This window comes from Leuconostoc sp. S50 (genome assembly GCF_016624925.1).
Taxonomy (GTDB): Bacteria; Bacillota; Bacilli; order Lactobacillales; family Lactobacillaceae; genus Leuconostoc; species Leuconostoc pseudomesenteroides.
Window position 1 is genome coordinate 86,033 of record NZ_JACVUE010000002.1, and the last position, 20,940, is coordinate 106,972.

Here is a 20,940-nt window from a genome sequence, read left to right on the forward strand (position 1 = left end):
GAGGTTCAATATTTTGTGATCGTTTTTTCTTTTGAATCTATTCTTTCGTCACAACTTTATGCAGTTCTTTAAGTAAATTAGGCACTTTTTGCGCAATATTGATAGCCTGCATAATTTCACTTACCACTGCAACGCCAACAATACCAGTTTCTTCAAGGTGCTTTATTTTCGCCTCCTTAATACCTCCAATTGCAATCACTGGTATAGAAACATTTTGGCTTATTTCCCGCAATGTTTTTATAGATGTGTGTTGTGTGACAACCTTTGTTTGGGTCGGATATATCGCACCGACGCCGATATAATCAGCTCCTTGTTTTGCTGCTTCCTGTGCGCTCTGCACGCTTTTTGCTGATACACCAATTATTTTATTCGGCCCTAACAGCTTTCTAACAACATTAATTGGTAAATCACTATCACCAACATGAACACCATCAGCTCCAACTGCTAGACAAATATCCACACGGTCATCAATGATTAAAGAAATATCGTATTTATCCGTAATTAATTTAACCTTAACGGCTAAATTAAAATAGTCACGCGAAGAAAGTTCCTTTTCCCTTAATTGTACTAGTGTGACCCCGCTCTTACATGCCAGTCCTACCCGATTCAAAAAATCCTCATCGCAAAGCCCCTGTCGATCAGTAACCAAATATAATTTCAATATCTTTTTCACATTCATATTTCAATTCCCTTTTTCAGATCATATTTTGAATAGCATCTAGTTCCAGTGTTTCGAGTAATGGTTTAGTTTCATAAAAACTACGGCCACTAGCTATGACTGACAGAATCCCACGTTTTGGAAACGTTTTTAACAGTTCAATCATTTCCACGCTAACTTTTAGATCGTTATTGGGACAAAGCGTGCCGTCTAAGTCAAAGAAAACAATTTTGTTATCGTTCATAATTCAGCTCCTTTTATATTCTCTAGGAAAAACGAGGACTTTTCTAAACTGTTCAATCTTTGATCACACGCGTATCTCTCAAAATTAGCTAATGATTAAAAAATAATTACCAGAGTCGTAAAATAAAAACGCAGTATTGAATGAATAACATCACGATCAGAATAATCATCCAGCCACCAAATTTTGCTGGAAACCGTTCATAGTAACTTCGTTTTTCTCCTTCCTCAAAACCATGTGAAGTCATAGCCATGGCCAAATTATTGGACCATATCAATGACTGGGTAATCGCTTTAAAATATAGCTTTGGAGACCAAAAATGCAACACTTCTCCTCGCATCATGCCGACTGCACGAATCGTCTTCACAGCGTGTATAATTTTAGGAATAAAACTAAAAGCGCCTAATATACCGTAGACGAAGGTAGCAGACATTTTGACATTTTGCTCCAAAGAACGTAGTAATTTGTATAACACCATAGTCGATATAAAAGCTGCGCCCAAAAAAATATACACTCCGACACGAGTCGTCATGACCAAAGCAAAATGTACCCGCTGTTCTTTGCTTCCGGTACCAAAAAAATAGAACGAAGTAAATGATCCAATGGCCGGCAGTATACTTACAATCAACAATCGAGCAAAGTTCTTTGCAAAATTCCCAGTTATCAATAAAATTAATAGACTCATTACAATCAAGATTAAATTGAGATATACTGATTTTGTGAAAGCTATTTCAAAAGAGATAAGTAAGACCAATACTAGTTTTTGAGTTTCATTCATCAACATATTTTCTCCTCATAGCGCAGGCCACTTGTATCGAAATGAACGTGATAGTCAACATATTTTGCAATGCCATGTGTTTGGTGCGAAATCATAATGACGGTTTGATGTAAATCATCAGCGACCTCCTTAATAGTTGCCATAACATGTTGAATAGACATCTTATCCAAGCCCGCCAAAGGCTCATCTAATAATAATATTTCTGGAGAAATAACTATCATAATTAATAATTGTAATTTTTTTTTGCTGCCCGCCTGACAATTCATACACGCTATGCTCTGATAGTCCGTCAAGATTTAGCCGGTCGATAACTTTGGATATTTTGTCTTTAGTCCAGTATCCTTTGAAACGACTCTTTGATCTAGCTTGCTCAAGTTCTTCTTTTACTGTAATGTTTAAAAATTGATTCATTGCGTTTTGAAAAACTAGCCCCACTAAACGTGCATATTTCTTAAAAGGTAAATTATTAATCGCTTGCTCTTCGTAGCATAATGTTCCTTGAAAGTCATGCAATCTCGCAAAAGTTAATAACAAACTTGACTTACCAATACCATTTGGTCCAGTAATTAATGTTATTTTATTTTTGGCCCACTTAAAATCACTATTTTTTAAAATAGGCATGATGCCATTTTTCAAGGTCACATCAACCATATTGAATGATAATTCATCTACTTCATTGTGAACCTTTAACAGCTGTGGACTATATTCATTAAATATATCCTTAATTTCATTTTTGCCTGCTTGATAAAGTGTTTTATTTGCTATGCGAAAGACATCCGTCATCAGCGACTGATAACCACTTGTATCATGATCAGAAACTAGAATGCCATGTCCACGATCAGCTAACTTTTTCAACAATAACTGCAATTCTTTTCGATGCACGAGATCAACCGCTGCAAAAGGTTCATCTAACAAAATGATTTCGGCGCCCATAGCCAACGTTTCAGCTAAAGCCACTTTTTGCAATTCCCCACCTGATAGATGAGCTAAATCACTATGCCTCAGTGGTTCAATACCAACTTCAATTAATGCTTCATTGATTCGTTTATCTATTTCTTGCTTTGATAGAGACAAATTTTCAAGTGAAAAAATTAATTCATCTTCCACACGATCCATTGCGAACTGTTGATCGGGATGTTGAAATAACATAGCTACTTTTCTCGATCGAAAATTAGCTTTAATTGTTGCGATATTATGTTTATTTAATAAAACTGTTTCTGACAATTCACCACCATACTTGGGATACAAACCAGCTAGAGCAGTCATCAATGTAGACTTCCCACAACCTGATTCACCAACTAATAAAATAAATCGTCCCGGTTGTATGGATAGCGTAATATCTTTTAAAATTAATTGGTCATCAATTTTAATATCTAAATGGCTAGTTTTTAAAATCGTCATTATTGGTCATCCTAACATCACTTTTTTAATAACTTAGACTTTTCTAATAGATTAACAATCCAATAAACTAGTAGGCCAGCAAAAAAAGCAATTGAAATCCACCGTACAATGAACAATCCGATTAACATACTAATTCCAAACTGAAGATAGCCATCATGGAACAATGACCATACAAAAGTCACAATAGTTCCTGTAAGGGTCGACAAAATTAAACCTGTTTTCCAATTTTTATAGCCTGTTAATGTGAAACCTAACTCTGATCCAATTCCTTGAATAAAACCAGAAATTAAAGTCGCTACACCCCAGTAACCACCCAAAAGTGCTTCTCCTGTCGCACCTAGTAATTCACCAATTAATCCAGCCCCCATCCTTCTCAATAGATAGCTGGAAAGTGGCGCTGCCATCATCCAAGGACCAATTGTAATTGCAATTGTGTATTGATGTAATCCGAGTGGGACCAAAACAGCATCTAAAGCTGTGTATATCGGATCCATAATAAAATAAATGACACCAAAAGCAATACCTATTAATGCCATTAATATCACTTCTCGCAACGACCACCTAACCTTTGATTCAGATGAGATTTCTAACTGTTCCATAAACATATTCTCCTTTTGATTGAGGTCGTAAGCTTTGCTAATATACCGTTTTAGTAATAAGTGATCATAGAAAAAACCACCAACCACAAAAGAGAATAGTGATTGATGGCATCAAAAAATGTCTTAATCTAACTTATCTTCCTTCGCAGGTATTAACCTGACAGGTTCAATGGGTATAATCTCAACCTTACGGTACCCCAGATAAAATATTAAACTACGTGAAAAAGTATAACTCATTGTTTTCAAAAAGGCAATGCACTGATTCCTACTTTTTTTAATGTTTGTAATTATTTTGTAGTAGTGTTATTCTTAATTCATAAAATATTATATGTTGTCCACTAGGGGTGCCTTCTTGGCTGAGATGATGTTTACATCAGTCCCTTCGAACCTGATCTAGTCAACACTAGCGTAGGAAAGTGGCATTCTTTTATTTAATAAAGATGCTCTTTTTGCGCTCTTAACAAAGCGCTTTTTTTGTTGACTAAAAACCAATTATTAGGAGATATTATGTTGTTTTCAGAAGAATTACGTGCTCATGCACAACCAATTATGACTGCTATTCATGAACACCCATTTGTACGTGGTATCGCGACAGGATACGTTCCACGAGAAGCTTTAATTTTTTATGTTGAACAAGATTTTCAATATTTGAGTGAATTTATTAAAATTTATGCCACTGCAATTACAAAACTAACTGACCGTACCGAGATAAAATTTTTTGCGAATTCAATTGATTTTATTTTGAATAGCGAAATTCATCCACACCACGTCTTTTGCGATGTGGCCGGCGTTCAATATGAAATGTTACAACATGCAACACCAGCACCAAAAGCATATTTGTATGAATCACATATGTATCGTGCAGCTGATACAGGTTTACTGCTGAATATTCTCGCTGCTTTTCAAGCTTGTCCTTGGACGTACCATGAAATTGCCAGCAAGCAAGTTCAAGAAAAGGCTAATAATCAAGCTAATCCTTTTAAAGGATGGATTGATTTCTATGCCAAAACGGATGATGATTCTCAGACCACACTCTCTGATCAAATTTTCGATTGGATTGATCGTTTGGCATCAGAGGCAACATCATCACAACGTGAAGAAGCTATGCAATTTTTCTTAAAAAGTTGTGAACTAGAATGGCAGTTTTGGGAGCAAGCTTTTTACCAACAAGACTGGAAATTTAAATCAGTCATTGATTAAACAAATAAAAGTTGCCAGTATTCTTTAAAAAGTCTCTTTGGTGTCAAGCACTTAGTTTATTTAAAATTTCTGTTATCATTACAATACTACTCTGTCAATTCTATTTTTATATAAAGTAACAAAAACGTGTAAACTGTTTAAATCATTCTAGATTGCTCATAAGTCAATAACAAAGCCTATCACTCGTCAAAGTCAAACCAGGCGAATTCTAATGACAAAAACTAACCCATTTGGATTCGCAACGAAGTCTAGTAATGGGCTAACTAGACATAACTGGACTTCTTTCAAAAGTTATGGTGACGTTATAGCGATTGTTACAAAATACAATTTCACGATTTTAGAATTTTTTCTGGATTATTTATAGAGCTGTTATCGATAAGAAATGCTAATGACTCTGCCAATCAATTTATTTTTTGCCACCTCTTCAATTGAAAAAAAGCTGATTATTGAAGTTTGTGCAATGATGAATAACCAAGCTCTCGGATATAAAGTGATAAGACTCTTTTCGCATTATTTTTATTGTATTTATCAGTATTTTGAGGTACTTTATTTCCGATTTCATCAAAAAAAGCACCAGTCACATTTTCAAATTTTTCATTCAAAGCCAGTAAGCTACCCACCGGTACAGAAGTATTCGTCAGAGACTTTGTATACGCCATCAGATTGCTTTTTACATCCCCAGGGAAAAAGCTATTAATAGTGGTCTTCTGTGCTGCCAATTGGTCAACCAGTACCTGTACTAATAGCATTTTATGAGTAATTGCCCATGTGGCGCGCATCAATGCGTTAAATTGTTGTTCACAAATCGGAGCCATTGCAATAGCCTGTGGGTTTCCCGTGACAATCAATACTCGACTTCCTCTTAATACTTTTAAAAGAGCTATTGTCAAATAATAATGGGCTAACAAGTTGTTATTAATATTATCTTGACTGTTAGTTGGATAAATACCGGCACTATGGATCAAGACATCTATCCGCTCTGTGTTTTTCAAAATAAATTCAACAACTTTTTGACGTTCTGAATTGATTGACAGATCACCAGCAACATACTTGACATTATTACCAAGACTAGTTTGGGCTAATTGCAACTTGTGCTCATTACGGCCAACCAAAATCACTTGATTATTAATTGATAAATCTCGCGCTATGGCAAATCCAACACCAGATCCACCACCAGTTATCACAATATTTTTCATTCAGTATTTTACCTTTCATAACTATTATTTTATCAAAACCAATCCATAATAGCTCAAATAGAATACTAAACGCTACTATTTTCGCATGGGGTGACGTCATCTCAAAAAAACGAAATGGCACTGTTATCATTTGAATGAAGATAAAGTTCTCGCAAAAAATAATGTGTTCAAAAAAGTGAAAGGACAATTTATCTATTAGCTAAATGCGTTTATTTGAATTATTATAACGACGAGTACACGTTTAAGTCCATCTAAATACGTTCCGTTTTCTCGACACATTACTTTTCCAGCAATGATTTAGATATTTCGTTTTTTTACGTTTTACGTCATTAACGATGTTAATATTACCAACCTTAATTTGTATGAAATATGCTGTTTTGACAGTTGTTTGATAAGTTCTCATTTAGTACTATATAATATCAGAACTAATAAAGTATCATCATAATAGTTATGATTTAAACGGTCATAATCTAATATAAAGGATTGTTTTTGATACAGCGTATGCCATTTTTGACTAGTTGAAGCAGCATAAAATAACGGGGCCGAAATACTAGTTGACTGGAATTTATTAAGCGGTTTACCAGACATATTATAACCACTACTTATTTTTTCAAATGAACTAAAGAAATTCATCAACTTGATCAATATTTGATTTTCTTTACTACTTCTATCTTTATCAAGCGCTAAGTTATAGGGAATTCTAAATGCATTATAGTAATAATCATCATCGTGCTTGTTGAGTTTAACGTTTTTACCATAGGCTAAAGATTTCACTTTGTTATCGTTTGTCACCTGTATAAAATCTGGTACCAAACCAACGTTGCTCTTAAGACTGGCTTGATAAAGGCTGTCAAGCATTTTATTTTTAATTGTCAACCATTGAGAATTTTGTGAAAACTCGTAAAACTTATCAAAAAACGAAGGTAGAACATCAGAAGTTCGCATTAAGTTTTGGTACTTGGAAGAACCATCCGCCCAATTACCAACCGTCAAAATATTATTATTGTAATTCACGTTGTACTTCAAAATATCATCCAAAATTTGTTTTGCAGCACTTTCATAGACAGATCTATGCTGTGACCATTTTTCAGATGCTAAAATTAATGCATAAGCAATGTAAAGATCCCCATCGGTTGCATTATTTTTTAAATCTGCTTGTTTTTGTTGCTTAGCGCCATTAGTATAACGCCATGACATGAGATACGTTCCCTTAACACGATGATGTTTGTAGTAAGTATACAGGTCATAAAACTGATTTTCTGAAGATTTATCTTGATCATTTAATACAGAAATTAACATGCCATATCCCTGTGCCTCAGACAAAGCGACGCCATTTTCACTACGGGATGAGGTATTCACGTATCTTCCTTGAGGCGTTTTAAAAATATATTTATGCTGCCACTGACTGTAGATTTCTTGTTTATTATGCTCTGAACTTTCATTTTTGACATATTGCACTGAAAAAACAAAAAGTAAAATCACAATAAAAAACCAGACAAACGATAAAATTCTTTTAGTCATTTATAATTCCTTTAGTCACCAAATCTTTTGGTTTTGTACCATTTCGTACCGTCTCTATGTAAAATATGATCTAAAAGTACGGAAATAACTGACACCACTGACACAACAATAAAAAGTTGTGCATAAGTTATATAAGAAATAATTGCTACTAATAGATTTTTTACAGTCAATTGTCCAAACTGACTCGCAAGTGCTATATTGATTTGTAATAAGTAAATGCCAACCATCAAAAACCAATTTATCATCAATAAATTTGCTAGCTCAACGTTATTACTACCAATTGTAAATAAAATATGAACACTCGGATTGAAAATGCTAATCCCCCAAGTCACCATATTAACCACAAATATCACATCAGAAATGACAATCGCAGCATTGAACCAAAAAAATGTACTAATATAATAAAAAACTTCCCACTTTATCCGCCAAACACTTCGATCAAATAAATGTTTGAAATTATCCAAAATCACCTGATAATTGCCCTTAGCCCAGCGCTTGCGCTGCTGATAATATGCTGACAAAGTCTCAGGCTCTTGTTGAAACGCCTCAGAATTATGTGCCAAAGCAATCAATTTACCGCTTTGCATAATTTTAAATGAAATGGCTGTATCTTCAGTTAATGCGCCATTGTCCCAACCACCAATCTGCTTAACAAAACTTGTTTTGATAATAAAATTTGTCCCTGGTATTCGCCCAATTTTGAACAGATGCCATAAGCCAACATGATGAATTCTTTGTGTATTGACAATTTCTAAATTAATACACCTTGTTAAAAAATTTTGTTTATAATTTCTTGTTTTATTTCTACCAAAAACAGCCGCATATTTTTCTGGATTTTCCAAGGATTTCTCTACTAAAAAGTGAAGTGCGTTTTTTTCAGGCATTGCATCTGCATCGTATACACAGATCCATTCACCTGTGGCAATTTTTAAAGCATCATTCAATACGCCTGCTTTTCCACCAGTCCCCGTTCTTTGAATAACTGTCGCATCAATATGTTGATACTGTGGTAACGACACAACACTCTTTATTTGATCATAGGTGTCATCTTCACAGTTGTCGGCATACAATAACAGTTCTAACTGTTCTTTAGGATAATTTAAATTTAATATAGCTTCAACAGTTTGGGCAATCACAACGTCCTCATTGTGGGCAGGAACGACGACTGTTACCTTAGGGTAAGTTGCTAGTCGAAAGACTTTTTGCCTTTCTTTTTTTATACTTGTTAGCCAAAAATGAGTGGCACTAAATAGAATCATCAGCCCAAGTCCAGTCGCAATCCAAATCGACATAATTGCTAACACCATAATTATTTGACTAAAATTCATCTTCTGACTCCAATTTAAAAATGTCAATCACTCTGTAATAAATTATCCATAAACAAACAAAAAGAATAACAAAACTAATAAAAAAAATGCCCGTCACTAGCCATGAAATCAATACAAAAATGCTTTCTGTCATTTTTTTAATCCTTATAATAAGTATTCATCAATTAAATCGGTCTCTTGTTTTCGATGTAGCTTTTTCAATACGTCATCAAATTTTAATGGTTCCCGCTGATTTAGTTTTAAACTGGCAAATTGATAACGTAATTCCTGTTTTTTACCATTAAGTTCAAAATATGTGTCATTAAGTTGTTGTCGCGTTTCAAGATTTAATGAGTTAACTTCATCTTCTTTAATTCGTAGACTAACGATAATAAATTCACTATGACCGAAATAAAAGATACGTTCGCTAGGAAGCCGATTTTCTTTTAGTAATGTTGATATATCTGAAAGCACTTGGAACAATTGATTTTGATTTGCATACTCCCGTTGTTCGTAGTATGGCAGAGAAATTAATGTTAGTACAACGAGTGGTTCACGATCAGAAAATTTGCCAACTATTTTGTCATAATATTTTCTAAGTGATGCTTGCGTTGGTGTTTTGGTGACCAAATTTTTCTTTTCCATTTTACGCATGATCAATTTTCTATTATTAATTAATGTATTACGACTCAAAACTTGTGAGCGCATAACTACACTAATGGTAGAAAAAAAAGGAAAGGTCACAAGTAGCAAAGTTTTGATTACACCGCTAACTTGCGAACCAATATTCAAAATTAGGGCGATACCAACAAAAACAATAATAGTTACTAACCATACTAAAATAATACGATCAATAAAGAATCCTGTAATAATGCCCAGCAACATCATAACTGCAATTGGAATCATTAGGTATTTATCTAATAGTCCAACCGAAATTGTGATTGTTAAGATAACAACAATAAACAAAAGAATCAATGTTTCTAGCGTTAATGTTTTACTTTTATATTTCATTTTATAAATTACCTACTCAACTATTGGAAATGATGATAAATAATATCCAAAATTTTTTCAGATGCTTTTCCGTCGCCATAGGGATTTTTAGCACTGGCCATTTGTTGATAAACATCTTTATCCTCTAACAATAAACGCATATTTTTTTGAACATTATCAGACTGTGTGCCAATTAATTTTAGAGTACCAGCCGCTACTCCCTCTGGTCGCTCTGTATTGTCTCGTAGTACCAAAACCGGTTTCCCAAGCGATGGCGCTTCTTCTTGCACACCACCCGAATCTGTCATAATGAAGAAACTACGCGCTGCAATATTTTGAAAGTCAACCGTATTTAGTGGTGGTAGCAAATGAACTTTATCAACGTCATCAAAGTAGCGATGAGCAACCTCTTGCACATGTGGACTCAAATGAACTGGAAAAATAACTTCAACATCTTCATATTGCTTAATCACATTTTTGACCGCACTAAAGACTGACTCCAATCCATTTTCTTGATTTTCGCGTCGATGCATTGTTAGCATAATGATACGATGACCTTTTTCAATTTTATCTAACACACTATGGTTATATTCTTTATGAACAGTATAATTTAATGCATCAATCGCAGTATTACCAGTTACAAAAATATGTTCACGATTGTGATGTTCCAAAAGCAAATTTTCTTGACTCTGAATCGTTGGCGCAAAATACAAATCAGCAAGTGTGTCAGTTAATTGACGATTCATTTCTTCTGGGAAGGGTGAGTATTTATGCCAAGTTCTTAGCCCAGCTTCCACATGACCAATAGTAATTTTATGATAGAATGCACTAACACTGGCAGCAAAAGTTGTCGCGGTATCACCGTGAACTAAAACAATGTCCGGCCTGTCGTTATCCAAAATACCGTCCAATGTTTGAATAACATCAATTGTTATGCTTGACAAACTTTGTTCATTTTTCATCAAATTCAGATCATAATCAGGGACTATTTTAAAATCATTAAGCGCTTGATCCAACATTTCTCTATGCTGTCCCGTCACAACAACAATTTCTTGAAAATGATTGTTTTTTGCCATTGCCTTAATAATTGGCGCCATTTTAATTGCTTCTGGTCTCGTGCCAAAAACAAACATTACTTTAATTGTATTTTTCATATACTCTCCTATGTCATAAAATAAATTTGAAGTTCTCATTATTTTTTTTAGACTCTATACACGTAAATTGCTAGCCGATGATAAACGTTAAACATTTTAGATATCATTATATCACTATTAGTATAAAAAAATAGTTTTAATAACTTATATTTAGTCTTGCCGTTTGATAATAATGTAAAAACACTACAATTTTACAAATATAGCATTAAACCAATAGGACAGTTAATCAATAGCATTTTGTAACTCTCAATTATGTTGTCATCCTATTAAAGCTTAATTTCATTAAGATAGTGAATCGCTCTCATACAGTCATGTTTTAATCATCAACTGTTCTAAATTCTAAACTGACAGGCTTAAAACTCCAGTAAAATAATCAGCTACCAAAAATGAGTAGACTAAATTCAGTTTGTTACCAAATCTAGTCTACTCAGCCAGTGTTCAAAATTATTTTTGCATTATATCTTCTATTTTCACATTTTAATCCAATTTTTGCCATTCTTGGAATTAAAATAGAATTGATCTTGTTTTTTAGGATAAAATGACATGTGTCTATCACTTATTTTTTTAACACCTATCTTAACTTTAGTTTGATTAGGTATGCCCAGCTCCTTCATAACATACATATTACCCGGTAAATTATCAAATACGACTTGACCATCCAAATTAGAATAACGAATTAACGGCGCACCATCTCTCTTCAGAGTCACTTTTCCATTTTTGGAGAATAATTGGTAACCTATATCAGCAATAGGCTCTCCATTTTTGTTAAGTCGGTAAAAAGCAAAATTGAATTTCTTTTTTGATAATTTCATCATCACAATTTTTCGATAGAGTAAAAAGAACTGACCAATTAGCAACAACACAACACCAATCAGAATTATGCCTTGTTTCAGAGTATGCCATTTATTGGCGGTATCAATTTTCTTTGTCATATCTGCTGTGTAGGGTACCCGATATCCGGTCACCAACAGTCGATGAGAATTAATCATATATGGTGTACATGTCAAAAGCGTAACTAAATCTTTGTTTGGTTCAATTTTTAATCCTTGATAATCCTCAGGTTTAACAATTTGAATTTTAAAAACCTTATAGGCTAATTTTTTATGCAATACTGTTAAAACAAAAATATCATTTTTTTTAACTTTATTGAGGTTTGTGAATAAAACCCGCGATGCTAATCCACGATGAGCTGAAATAACACTATGCGTCCCTTCCCCACCAATCGGAAAAGAAGTGCCTTGCAATACTGTTGCGCCATAATTGAGTGTTTCTTCGTTGGTAGTATCAAAAAGAGGTATATCTAATCCGATTTTTGAAATACTAATTTTTCCGATTAAGTGCTTTTTTAGGTCAACGTGTTCATTATAAGTGGACCCAGAAAAAGGATCACTACCTGCCACGATACCATTTTGACGCAATTTTGCATTTTTCTTACGCATACTGGCTTCTTTAGACCAAATATTTTTATTTGTTTGAGATTGTAGGGTCTTAATACGTTGTTCATCAATAAAATGATTAAGCGCACCAACATAAAATGGATACAACGCAACCAAAAATCCGATTAAAAAAATAAGATTTAAAATAAAATTTTGCTTTGTTCTCTTCTTCTTAGTCATTTTTTTGATTACTTTCTAGTATTATTTGATAATGACTTCGCTTTGTCTTTTTTAAATAAAATCGTTTGTAAGTCAACTTTTTCACATAAGCGCAAAATGGTTTTTCATTTGTCATAGAATTTTCAATTAAAATTTGATACTGTCCTCCGGACAATTTGCCAAAGTTAACTTGGCCGTTTTTATCACTAGTTGCTCGATACATATCGCCCTGCTGATTGAAAAGTGGTTTTCCATTTTTTTGAATCAGTCTAAAAGATAGATTCGGCGCTGGAAGATGATTTTGATAAATATAGAATCGCAATAAATAAGAGCGTTTGGCAGCTAATAGTTCAATTATTTCTCGTTTCAAAATATAACAAATAATCGCAAGAACAGTCACAAGTAGTACCAATAAGACTAACAGATTTTTGGTTTGATATTGCGAGGTTTGCTTTTCTTGGTGGTCAAATGCTGATTTGCTGAGGGGAACCCTTTTACCAGTGATCAACAGTCGGTGAGTGTTAATCATGTATGGCGTACACGTCACCAAAGTTGCCAAATCTTCGTTTGCTTTTATACCAACATCATTTAAATTCGAAGGCAGTACAACTTTCTTACTGACTACTTGATAAGCTAATCGCTTGCCGTACACTTTGAAAAAAAACTTATCACCTATCTTTAGCTTATGTAAATTGGTAAACAACAATTGACTAGTCAAACCACTGTGACCTAAAAGCACAGTATGAGTGTTATTACCGCCAACAGGATATGAACTGCCAGGCAACAATGTGATACCTTGTTGCAATAAACTTTCAGTTGTTGTATCAAAAATTGGTAAACTTAGTGATATTTTGGGAATAAATATACTACCTAAGGCATGTTGCCTATAATAAGACTGATCTTCCTTTGGCACATTTTTTAGAGATGTACCAAGAATATTTTTGACTGGAGAAATTCCTAATTGTTGATTTTCTTCATTCTTTTTCTTATTCGCTGCGATTAGTTCTTTTAACTTCTTATCACTTGCTTTTTGATTAATCTGATTAACTGAATTAACCTCTCTTTGCGCAACATAATTATTAACAGCATTGGCAAAAAAAGGGTACATAAATATCATAAAGCCAATCATAAACATAATGGCAATAAACAACTTCAATGAAATATTCGTTCTATTATGATTCATCTTTGACATGTTCTTATTTCCCTTTATAATTTGCCAAACTAAACGCCATTAAGGTATTTCTGAGAAGAATGTCACACTTGATCTGATACTACTTTGATAAAAAAAGCGCGCACCATTATCATGATTTGCACTTTCTAGAGATGAATTAAATGTTTTGTTCTTTCTTATTACGTTTGTTCCAAAGATAAGCAGCCCCCATCATCAATGCGCCAATTATTAAGAACAAATAAATACCTGAACCACCTGTTGATGGCAAAATACCTTTTTTGATGTTCGTGATTGTAATCAACTGACTTGCACCAAAGCTTCCCTTTGTCACTGTGAACTTAACAGGTGCTGTCAAAAGTGCATAGCCTTCTGGTGCTTTTGTTTCAACCAAGGCGTAACTTTGGCCATCTGACAACTTAGTTGAATATTCCAATCCTTTTAGTGATATCGCACCCTTCGAATCTGAAATATATGTTGTAGCACCATCAGCTGTTGCGGCCCAATTGTATGACCCATCAGAAGCTTGTGTTGCATAAGCAACCTTATCACCATTTGCATTCAACTTAACCAACTGGAATTCTGCATTAGCAAGTGTTTTACCACTTTGCTTATCTTGCTTAACAAAATTAATGCCACCAGTATAAATTTCTGGTCCCTGAGTTGGCGTTGAAGTAACGTCAGTGCCATTACCAATATTAAGTGTCGCCGTGTTGTTTAAAGCCTTGTCTGGTACTGCAGCGTTAGTTAGCGTTGCATCATAAGTAATAGTTAATTTCTTTCCTGCAGCTGCTTTCACAGCGGCAGTACTTGTATCAAAGGTAATTTTGAAGCCCTTACCATTTTGGTCATTAGCAGCACTTGGTTCAACCTTATAATCAGTGCCTTTTGTTAGTCCTGCAACTTGAACAGTTGACGCATCATCCTCGATACCTAAATTAGGTGTATCGACAACGTTAAATGTTGATTTATCAGCAATGTTCCAAGGTACAGCAATTTGTAGTTGATAACCAAATGTTTGACCAAATGTAGCATTGTATACCTTTGTACCATCAGGCAGCGTAACTTCTAAAGCAGTCTTGCTCTTGTCATTCAAATCTTTTGTAATAGCAGTTGATTTTTCGTTTTTTGGATAAACATGAATATTAGTATTGATCTCTGAATCAGATCCTGTCTTATAGATAGGTAGTGCCAATACAATTGGATCAGCTTTTTGCGTAATATCCGTTGGTGAATTCGTTTCAACAAATAAGTAAACTTTATCTTTATCACCATCTTTAGAAGCTAAATTTGAGAAAGTCACTGTGCCATCATCACCCTTAGTGACATCTTGACCCACTTGATTTGCATAACTTGGTGCTTTATCAACAGCATCTTTTTGAACAGCTTGAGTAGCTTCTTCAGCCGTTTGCCCACCTTTACGTAGCGCCAAATAATGATCTGTAACATCATAAGCTGTGAAAGTAACACCAGCTAGTGGTGTGCCACCAAAACTGCTATCAATATCACCTGTGTTGGTCTTGTTTGCCGGTACTTGGCCTTCATCAAACACACGCTTGTGTAATGTCACATTAACTGCGTCAGTTGAATCTGCTGATACATTAGCAACACCTAAAACTGCTGAAAGCAGTAATGGTAGCACTAGTAAAATTGTATTAGCCAATGTTGACCATGTTTTACGCTTCATTTGTATTCTCCCTTTTTCTTCCTATTTCTTTGTTTCATAAACAAAACTAATATCACCATCACCAAACCAATAACAGAAATAGAACCTATCGCCGCACCCGTTGCTGGTAAAGCTGGCAGTATAGTCGGCTTTTTTTGATAATTCAAGATGCGTGGTCGCGCATTTTTCATAAGATAGTCCGGCATAGTACCAGCTGAAATTTTTGATAATGGTTGCCCGTTAACAGTAATTGGTAAAACGTCATTGATACTGTTAACTGCGGGAATATTGACTTTAATTTGCTGAGCTGACTTTGAAATTTCAAAGTTTTTTAATGTTGCAACCTCTTCAAAATAATATTCTCCAGCAACTAATTTAGTATCATTCAAAGCAACTAAGCCATTTTCATCAGATACTATTTTTTTAATTGCGCTATCGTGTAACGGATTAGTTACAATTTGCCAATTATTGTCATTTGTAAGATATTCTCTTCGATTATTATTTAATCTATAAAAGACAAATTTCACCCCAGCTAATGGCGTTTCTTTTTGATCTAATGTTCGACCATATTTGAAAAAATATGGCACTCTTGTAACAATCGCAGACTTAGTATCAATTGTTAAAATATCTTGATGCACTTTTTGATCAGCTGGCACAAAAGCAATTGGATCGGTCATTTGTTCATAAACTAACCCATTGTTATCAAAATGTTTCACCTGCTCTTGAACGATTAAATAGGCTTTACCAATGCTTTTATCGGCATGAAAGATTGCTTGTCCATTTTCATCAGTTCTTTCAGTCTCAACCAATTGAACATTGTTTTGTTTAATATATTTTTCAATACCTTGATTAAGTGATTTTAGTGTTTGAAAATAATTTTCATCATTTTGATGTTTTTGATAATCATTGGTTAAATCGTATAATTTAAAAGTGACATTTGCACCCGGCATATAAGCCATTGGATCTGAACCATAAACACTTAATTGATGATTAAGCTTTATTGTTACCGAACTAGATAGATCCGCCTCGACATTTTTGTGTGACAGACTAAAACTTAACAGAACAGCTGATAAAATTGTTACAATAGAAATCATCATTTTTTTAATCATGACCGGTAACCTCGCTTAATTCTGAAAACATAATAGCCACCAGCAAGTGCCGCGATTAATATAAAAATACCTCCGACAATCAAATAAAGTTCATTACCTGATCCACCAGTAGATGGAAAGACAGTTTTATTGGTATTATTAACCGTTAGGCTAATCTGATTATTACCTGCATCATTTTGTAAAGTTGATTTCCAATCACCATTATTGTTAGTTACCTTAACGCTGCCATCATCAGAAATTACTACTGTAACGTCTTGACTAGTAATGTAGCCATCAGGCGCTTTTGTTTCTTTCAAAGTATATGTTCCTGATGAAAGATTTTCAAAAGTAAACGTCGCTGTTGGATCGGTTTCTTTATAAGATAATGTTTTGCCAGCAGAGTCAGTTAATGAGAATTTAGCACCTTTTAACGCATTACCAGTAGTTTTATCAACCTTATTAACTGTCAGATTAAATTGCTTCAAAGCATCATTTTTGACAAATCTAACAACATTATTCTTGTCAAGATTGTTTGATGTATCAGTCGCAATAGAAAAGCCATCTTTATAGCCATTACCATTAGCGCTTGGTGATGTCGCACTAATACCTTTTCCACTGCTTGACCATTTACCATCCTGCGATAATGTTATTGGATAAACCGTAGAATCAAGTTGATACCCAGTTGGACTCTTAGTTTCTTGAATAGTATAATCCCCGGGTGTCAGTTGCTGTAACTGATTACCTTTTAATGTGTAGGACTGCTTGCCATCTGCTGATTTGACAATAAATTCAGCGCCAGTGAGTTTATTGGTTGAATTACTTGCATACTTATCAATAATTAAACCATACTGTGTATTCGTGATTGTTGACTCATTCGTTTTGTTACTAATGCTTGAAACATAACCATCCGTAGCTTCACTAGAAACTTGGTAATTAAACGTATTGCCATTATTGTCATACGCTGGCAACCAAACAGATTGATTATTTTTATTCAATTGCTTAAACGTTTTTGTCCAGTTATCGCTCTGACTCAAAATACCAGAAGCTTGCCAATTAGTTGATTGGTTGTTCACTGTTCGTATTACATTAAAGTTAATACTATCTGGTCGCTTCGATAAATCAGCCAACTCTTGCCATTGCTTGGTAACCTTTATCGCAGTTCCAGGTGCTTTAGCAGAAGGAACCCCGAATTCGACAGCATTACTATCCTTTGTCGGTGTGAAGGTTGTTTTACCATTCATCTGATACCAGTAATCCGGTTGGAAATTATCCGACTCGGTATTCAAATGAACTTGATAGTGAATTTGAACTTCTTGGTCTTTACCGAGGTTCATATTGCTAACGGAGATACTTCCATTTGATTTGGTAACAGTTGGTAAATTCTGAACAACACTATTTCCAACACTTTTGACTGTCGGTGTATCATCACCGTATATAAATTGAGAACCTAGTGGATCTGAAATGGTCCCTTGGTTGACGGTGTTGAATTGGCTTAGGACATTTTTCGCCTGATTATTTAAGTAGGTAGTAACGTCCGAAGCACTGTTGGCATCTTGGTAAAGTCCAGATGAAGCAATTAAACTCATACGTGCTCTAACAGCCGCTTCAGTTAAATACGGATTAGTGGTACTTTGTGTATAACCAGTATCTGATCCAATTTGAATTCCTAAAGCATGAATCTCTGTCCCTTTATTTTGAGATATAAGTGACTCACCTAGTGTAGCTGGCCAAGTATCTTGAATTGTTTTACCAGAAACCTGGTAGGAATATTTACCTGTAATGTATCCCTGCGAATTTGTACTATAAAACTGAGATGTAAATCCTGGTTTATCAAGACTTGTGTCACTAAAATTTGTAGCATAGTCTGTACCATTTACTGTGGTTGCTTGAGTAACCTTATAAGAAAAAGTTGGAACGCCATCAGTCAATAAAATCATCATTTTTTGGTGATCATTTTTATCATCATCAAGCATTTTTTGACCTCTACGAATCCCCAATTGTGTAAATGTTCCACCTGAGAAAGTTGGAGATAAAGTTTTATTTATTTGCTCTATCTGACCAGATGTTGAAAGATTCTGCATCCCAACTTCCAGATACCCATTTGAGCCTGTAACATATCCTCCTGGACTGGAAAATCCGACTAGCCCAACATTAACATACTGAGCAATTCCAGCATCTTTGATAGCCTGTAAAAATTGTTTAACGCCGTCCCTAGTTGCCTGTGCTCTATTACTTTTAGTTGAGTTATTATTAGGTTCCATTGATCCCGACATATCAACTACTAGCACAATATCAATGGGTTTAATATTCTTAACTTCATTTCCCTTAACATTCAAATAAACATCATATAACCCAGGTGTTGCAGTCTCTTTAGCATACTTACGAATTTGGTAATCTGGGTTACTAGTATCATTACCAAATTTCAAATATGATTTTGATGTATCAGATGAATCACCATTCCAACTGCTATTCTTGTCCCAACCATTAGTAGTATCCCCACCTTGATGGTTGATTACAGTATTTTGTCCTGGAATAGTCCAAGAGTTAGTTGGCGAAATACCACTACTATTACTAGTGTATTGCGGTGTTATGTCGCTTGCTGCAAAAGCTGTCAATATTGGTTGCAAAAATGAACTCGTAATAATCGATCCCATCAATAAAGCAATTCCCAAGAAGTGAACAATTTTGTTGCGCAGATTCTTGTGAATATTTTTTTTCATAATTCTCCTCTCTAAGAACATTAATTGTTCTTTTTTATAAAAATTAATTCACAACATCTGAGAAATTTTATTCTTTCTCACCATGAACTGTAGCTCGAGTTTGTCTTTTGCTATTGTAATCTTTATAAAATTCACTCTAATGTTTGTGATGTGTGTATAATTTAAAAAATATTTACATTTTTAAAATGCAACAAAAACTTTAACTACCACGGGTAGCATAAGTTTTTTTTATAATTCCCCCCATTCTCGAATCGGACAAAGAATGTACTACAATTCTTTTCATGGCTATTAATTATTATCTATTACTTTTTTTATATTTTCATGATACAAAAAGGTATTTTATAGCAAATTCAAATCCATAAACCGGCATATGGTTATTTTTTTATTATTTTTTTTATACAATATTTCACGAGTATCTAAAGAACGAAATTTTTAAGAATACATATCTTTTAATTTCAATTTTCTGGTCATTATAAATGAATAAACTAGGAGTGTTGATGAATAACATTGCAAAACTAGCAAAAATATTAAATGCTGATGTCATCTTTTTGGATAGTGTCCAGCATACTACAAAATTTTTATACAAAAATAATCGTGATTCCAATAATGATATTCATGATTTTTTATTGAATAAACTAGATTTAGTGTTATCCCATTCGTATACGTCAGTTGATTATGATTTAGGACACGTTGTTGTATGTAAAATTAATCCAACTAAATTAATCTGCTTCTCATTTTTATACAAAAAAAGCTTCACCGATAACAACGAACTAATACATTTACACTCATTACAGAATTTAAAAACAATTGCACAAATCATTTTTACAATGTACAACACTATGGAAGCGCCCAATGAAGACATTTATATTTTAAAAATGGATAACAAAAAACCTGTTAAGGCTCGTCATTTTGTACCATTTGATTCACAATTATTTTTTGACACAGAAACTGACATTATTAAAGCAATTGTATATTCAAAAAAAAATCAGCTGATCAAAGCATTGGACCGTCTAGCAGAGTTTAACTTAGTAGCTGAACATTTAACAGCCAACAATATTATTCGAGGCGAAAAGAATACCCTCATTTCTTACATATCAATTTTAAATCGGGCAATTATACAATGGGGTTATCCAGCTAAATTAGCTTTCCAATTACAATATGATTTAGTGCAGGAAGTGGAATTATCACCTCAATTTTTAAATTTTTTTCAAACCATTAGGGAAATTTCATGGCACTATTTTAACGTTGTTAAAGATTATCGATTTAATAATTTTCTACCCTTGCACCAAAGAATTAAACAATATATTAAACAACATATCAGAGAAAATATTACTCTAGATGACATTGCTACTGGTTTGAATGCTTCGAAAAAAACACTAAATCCTGCTTTCAAAAAAGAATATGGTGTCACAATCACCCAGTATGTTAGACAGACCAAAATTGAAACTGCCAAAGAATTATTGATTGCGTCTAATCTGTCGCTGCTAGAAATTGCTGAATTTCTATCGTTCTCAACAGCCACCTATTTTGTCAAAACATTTAAAAAAGTGACAGGTGTGACGCCAAATCATTTCAGAAAACATTTTATTAGCAAATCACTGCTTGACGACTAAAGATTATAAAGCACAAAAAAACGAATTTAGAGAAAACTAAATTCG

Annotated in this window: 19 protein-coding genes and 2 riboswitches; of the genes, 3 read left to right on the forward strand and 16 right to left on the reverse strand. The window is 34.0% G+C overall.

Going from position 1 to position 20,940, the window contains the following annotated elements; genetic code table 11:
* Positions 1-37 precede the first annotated feature (37 nt).
* From thiE to IAE53_RS02990, 6 genes are all read right to left on the reverse strand, one after another.
* Entirely contained in the window at positions 38-679 is a 642-nt protein-coding gene (gene thiE / locus IAE53_RS02970) for a thiamine phosphate synthase (RefSeq protein ID WP_200135925.1), read from the reverse strand.
* A gap of 16 nt (positions 680-695) precedes the next feature.
* Positions 696-902, reverse strand: coding sequence for an HAD family hydrolase (locus IAE53_RS02975; protein WP_200135926.1), 207 nt, complete (start codon positions 900-902; stop codon positions 696-698).
* A 106-nt stretch (positions 903-1,008) separates the two neighbouring features.
* The gene (locus IAE53_RS02980; protein WP_233610650.1) at positions 1,009-1,683 is read right to left on the reverse strand and encodes an energy-coupling factor transporter transmembrane protein EcfT; all 675 of its coding nucleotides are present in this window, start codon (positions 1,681-1,683) and stop codon (positions 1,009-1,011) included.
* A complete protein-coding gene (locus tag IAE53_RS11380) occupies positions 1,677-1,898 on the reverse strand; it encodes a hypothetical protein (RefSeq protein WP_234456347.1) in 222 nt (73 codons plus the stop codon). Before IAE53_RS11380 ends, IAE53_RS02980 begins: the two co-directional genes overlap by 7 nt.
* Positions 1,861-3,078 carry an ATP-binding cassette domain-containing protein gene (locus tag IAE53_RS02985; protein ID WP_233610653.1) on the reverse strand — a complete coding sequence of 406 codons (1,218 nt, stop codon included), beginning with the start codon at positions 3,076-3,078 and terminating at the stop codon, positions 1,861-1,863. The genes IAE53_RS11380 and IAE53_RS02985 overlap by 38 nt, the downstream gene beginning before the upstream one ends.
* Before the next feature lie 17 nt (positions 3,079-3,095).
* The gene (locus IAE53_RS02990) at positions 3,096-3,677 is read right to left on the reverse strand and encodes an ECF transporter S component (protein WP_010294045.1); all 582 of its coding nucleotides are present in this window, start codon (positions 3,675-3,677) and stop codon (positions 3,096-3,098) included.
* 121 nt (positions 3,678-3,798) lie between these two features.
* A riboswitch (TPP riboswitch) is annotated at positions 3,799-3,887 on the reverse strand.
* A gap of 120 nt (positions 3,888-4,007) precedes the next feature.
* Positions 4,008-4,109: riboswitch (TPP riboswitch) on the forward strand.
* Between the two features lie 75 nt (positions 4,110-4,184).
* Between IAE53_RS02990 and tenA the strand changes: the two genes are divergently transcribed.
* Both tenA and IAE53_RS03000 read left to right on the forward strand, forming a co-directional pair.
* The gene (gene tenA / locus IAE53_RS02995; RefSeq protein ID WP_010294047.1) at positions 4,185-4,877 is read left to right on the forward strand and encodes a thiaminase II; all 693 of its coding nucleotides are present in this window, start codon (positions 4,185-4,187) and stop codon (positions 4,875-4,877) included.
* A gap of 211 nt (positions 4,878-5,088) precedes the next feature.
* Positions 5,089-5,241: a hypothetical protein gene (locus IAE53_RS03000; protein WP_200135927.1), complete on the forward strand. Its 153-nt coding sequence runs from the start codon at positions 5,089-5,091 to the stop codon at positions 5,239-5,241.
* Between the two features lie 79 nt (positions 5,242-5,320).
* Here IAE53_RS03000 and IAE53_RS03005 read toward each other — a convergent pair whose 3' ends face one another.
* From IAE53_RS03005 to IAE53_RS03050, 10 genes are all read right to left on the reverse strand, one after another.
* Entirely contained in the window at positions 5,321-6,073 is a 753-nt protein-coding gene (locus IAE53_RS03005; protein ID WP_200135928.1) for an SDR family NAD(P)-dependent oxidoreductase, read from the reverse strand.
* A gap of 399 nt (positions 6,074-6,472) precedes the next feature.
* Positions 6,473-7,594: a glycosyl hydrolase family 8 gene (locus IAE53_RS03010; RefSeq protein WP_200135929.1), complete on the reverse strand. Its 1,122-nt coding sequence runs from the start codon at positions 7,592-7,594 to the stop codon at positions 6,473-6,475.
* 11 nt (positions 7,595-7,605) lie between these two features.
* Positions 7,606-8,901 (reverse strand): glycosyltransferase family 2 protein, encoded by a 1,296-nt coding sequence (locus tag IAE53_RS03015; protein WP_187241170.1) that lies wholly within the window; start codon positions 8,899-8,901, stop codon positions 7,606-7,608.
* A 165-nt stretch (positions 8,902-9,066) separates the two neighbouring features.
* The gene (locus IAE53_RS03020; RefSeq protein WP_200135930.1) at positions 9,067-9,912 is read right to left on the reverse strand and encodes a hypothetical protein; all 846 of its coding nucleotides are present in this window, start codon (positions 9,910-9,912) and stop codon (positions 9,067-9,069) included.
* Positions 9,913-9,932: 20 nt separating this feature from the next.
* On the reverse strand, positions 9,933-11,045 hold the full coding sequence (gene wecB / locus IAE53_RS03025; RefSeq protein WP_200135931.1) for a non-hydrolyzing UDP-N-acetylglucosamine 2-epimerase: 1,113 nt from the start codon (positions 11,043-11,045) through the stop codon (positions 9,933-9,935).
* 470 nt (positions 11,046-11,515) lie between these two features.
* Positions 11,516-12,661 (reverse strand): class C sortase, encoded by a 1,146-nt coding sequence (locus tag IAE53_RS03030; protein ID WP_200135932.1) that lies wholly within the window; start codon positions 12,659-12,661, stop codon positions 11,516-11,518.
* A complete protein-coding gene (locus IAE53_RS03035; protein WP_234456348.1) occupies positions 12,654-13,823 on the reverse strand; it encodes a class C sortase in 1,170 nt (389 codons plus the stop codon). The genes IAE53_RS03030 and IAE53_RS03035 overlap by 8 nt, the downstream gene beginning before the upstream one ends.
* Before the next feature lie 145 nt (positions 13,824-13,968).
* On the reverse strand, positions 13,969-15,495 hold the full coding sequence (locus tag IAE53_RS03040; RefSeq protein ID WP_200135934.1) for a SpaH/EbpB family LPXTG-anchored major pilin: 1,527 nt from the start codon (positions 15,493-15,495) through the stop codon (positions 13,969-13,971).
* On the reverse strand, positions 15,492-16,583 hold the full coding sequence (locus IAE53_RS03045; protein WP_200135935.1) for a prealbumin-like fold domain-containing protein: 1,092 nt from the start codon (positions 16,581-16,583) through the stop codon (positions 15,492-15,494). Before IAE53_RS03045 ends, IAE53_RS03040 begins: the two co-directional genes overlap by 4 nt.
* Positions 16,580-19,282 (reverse strand): SpaA isopeptide-forming pilin-related protein, encoded by a 2,703-nt coding sequence (locus IAE53_RS03050; RefSeq protein ID WP_200135936.1) that lies wholly within the window; start codon positions 19,280-19,282, stop codon positions 16,580-16,582. Before IAE53_RS03050 ends, IAE53_RS03045 begins: the two co-directional genes overlap by 4 nt.
* Positions 19,283-19,779: 497 nt before the next feature.
* On the opposite strand from IAE53_RS03050, the gene IAE53_RS03055 reads away from it, so the two are divergent.
* Positions 19,780-20,895: a helix-turn-helix domain-containing protein gene (locus tag IAE53_RS03055; protein WP_200135937.1), complete on the forward strand. Its 1,116-nt coding sequence runs from the start codon at positions 19,780-19,782 to the stop codon at positions 20,893-20,895.
* Positions 20,896-20,940 lie beyond the last annotated feature (45 nt).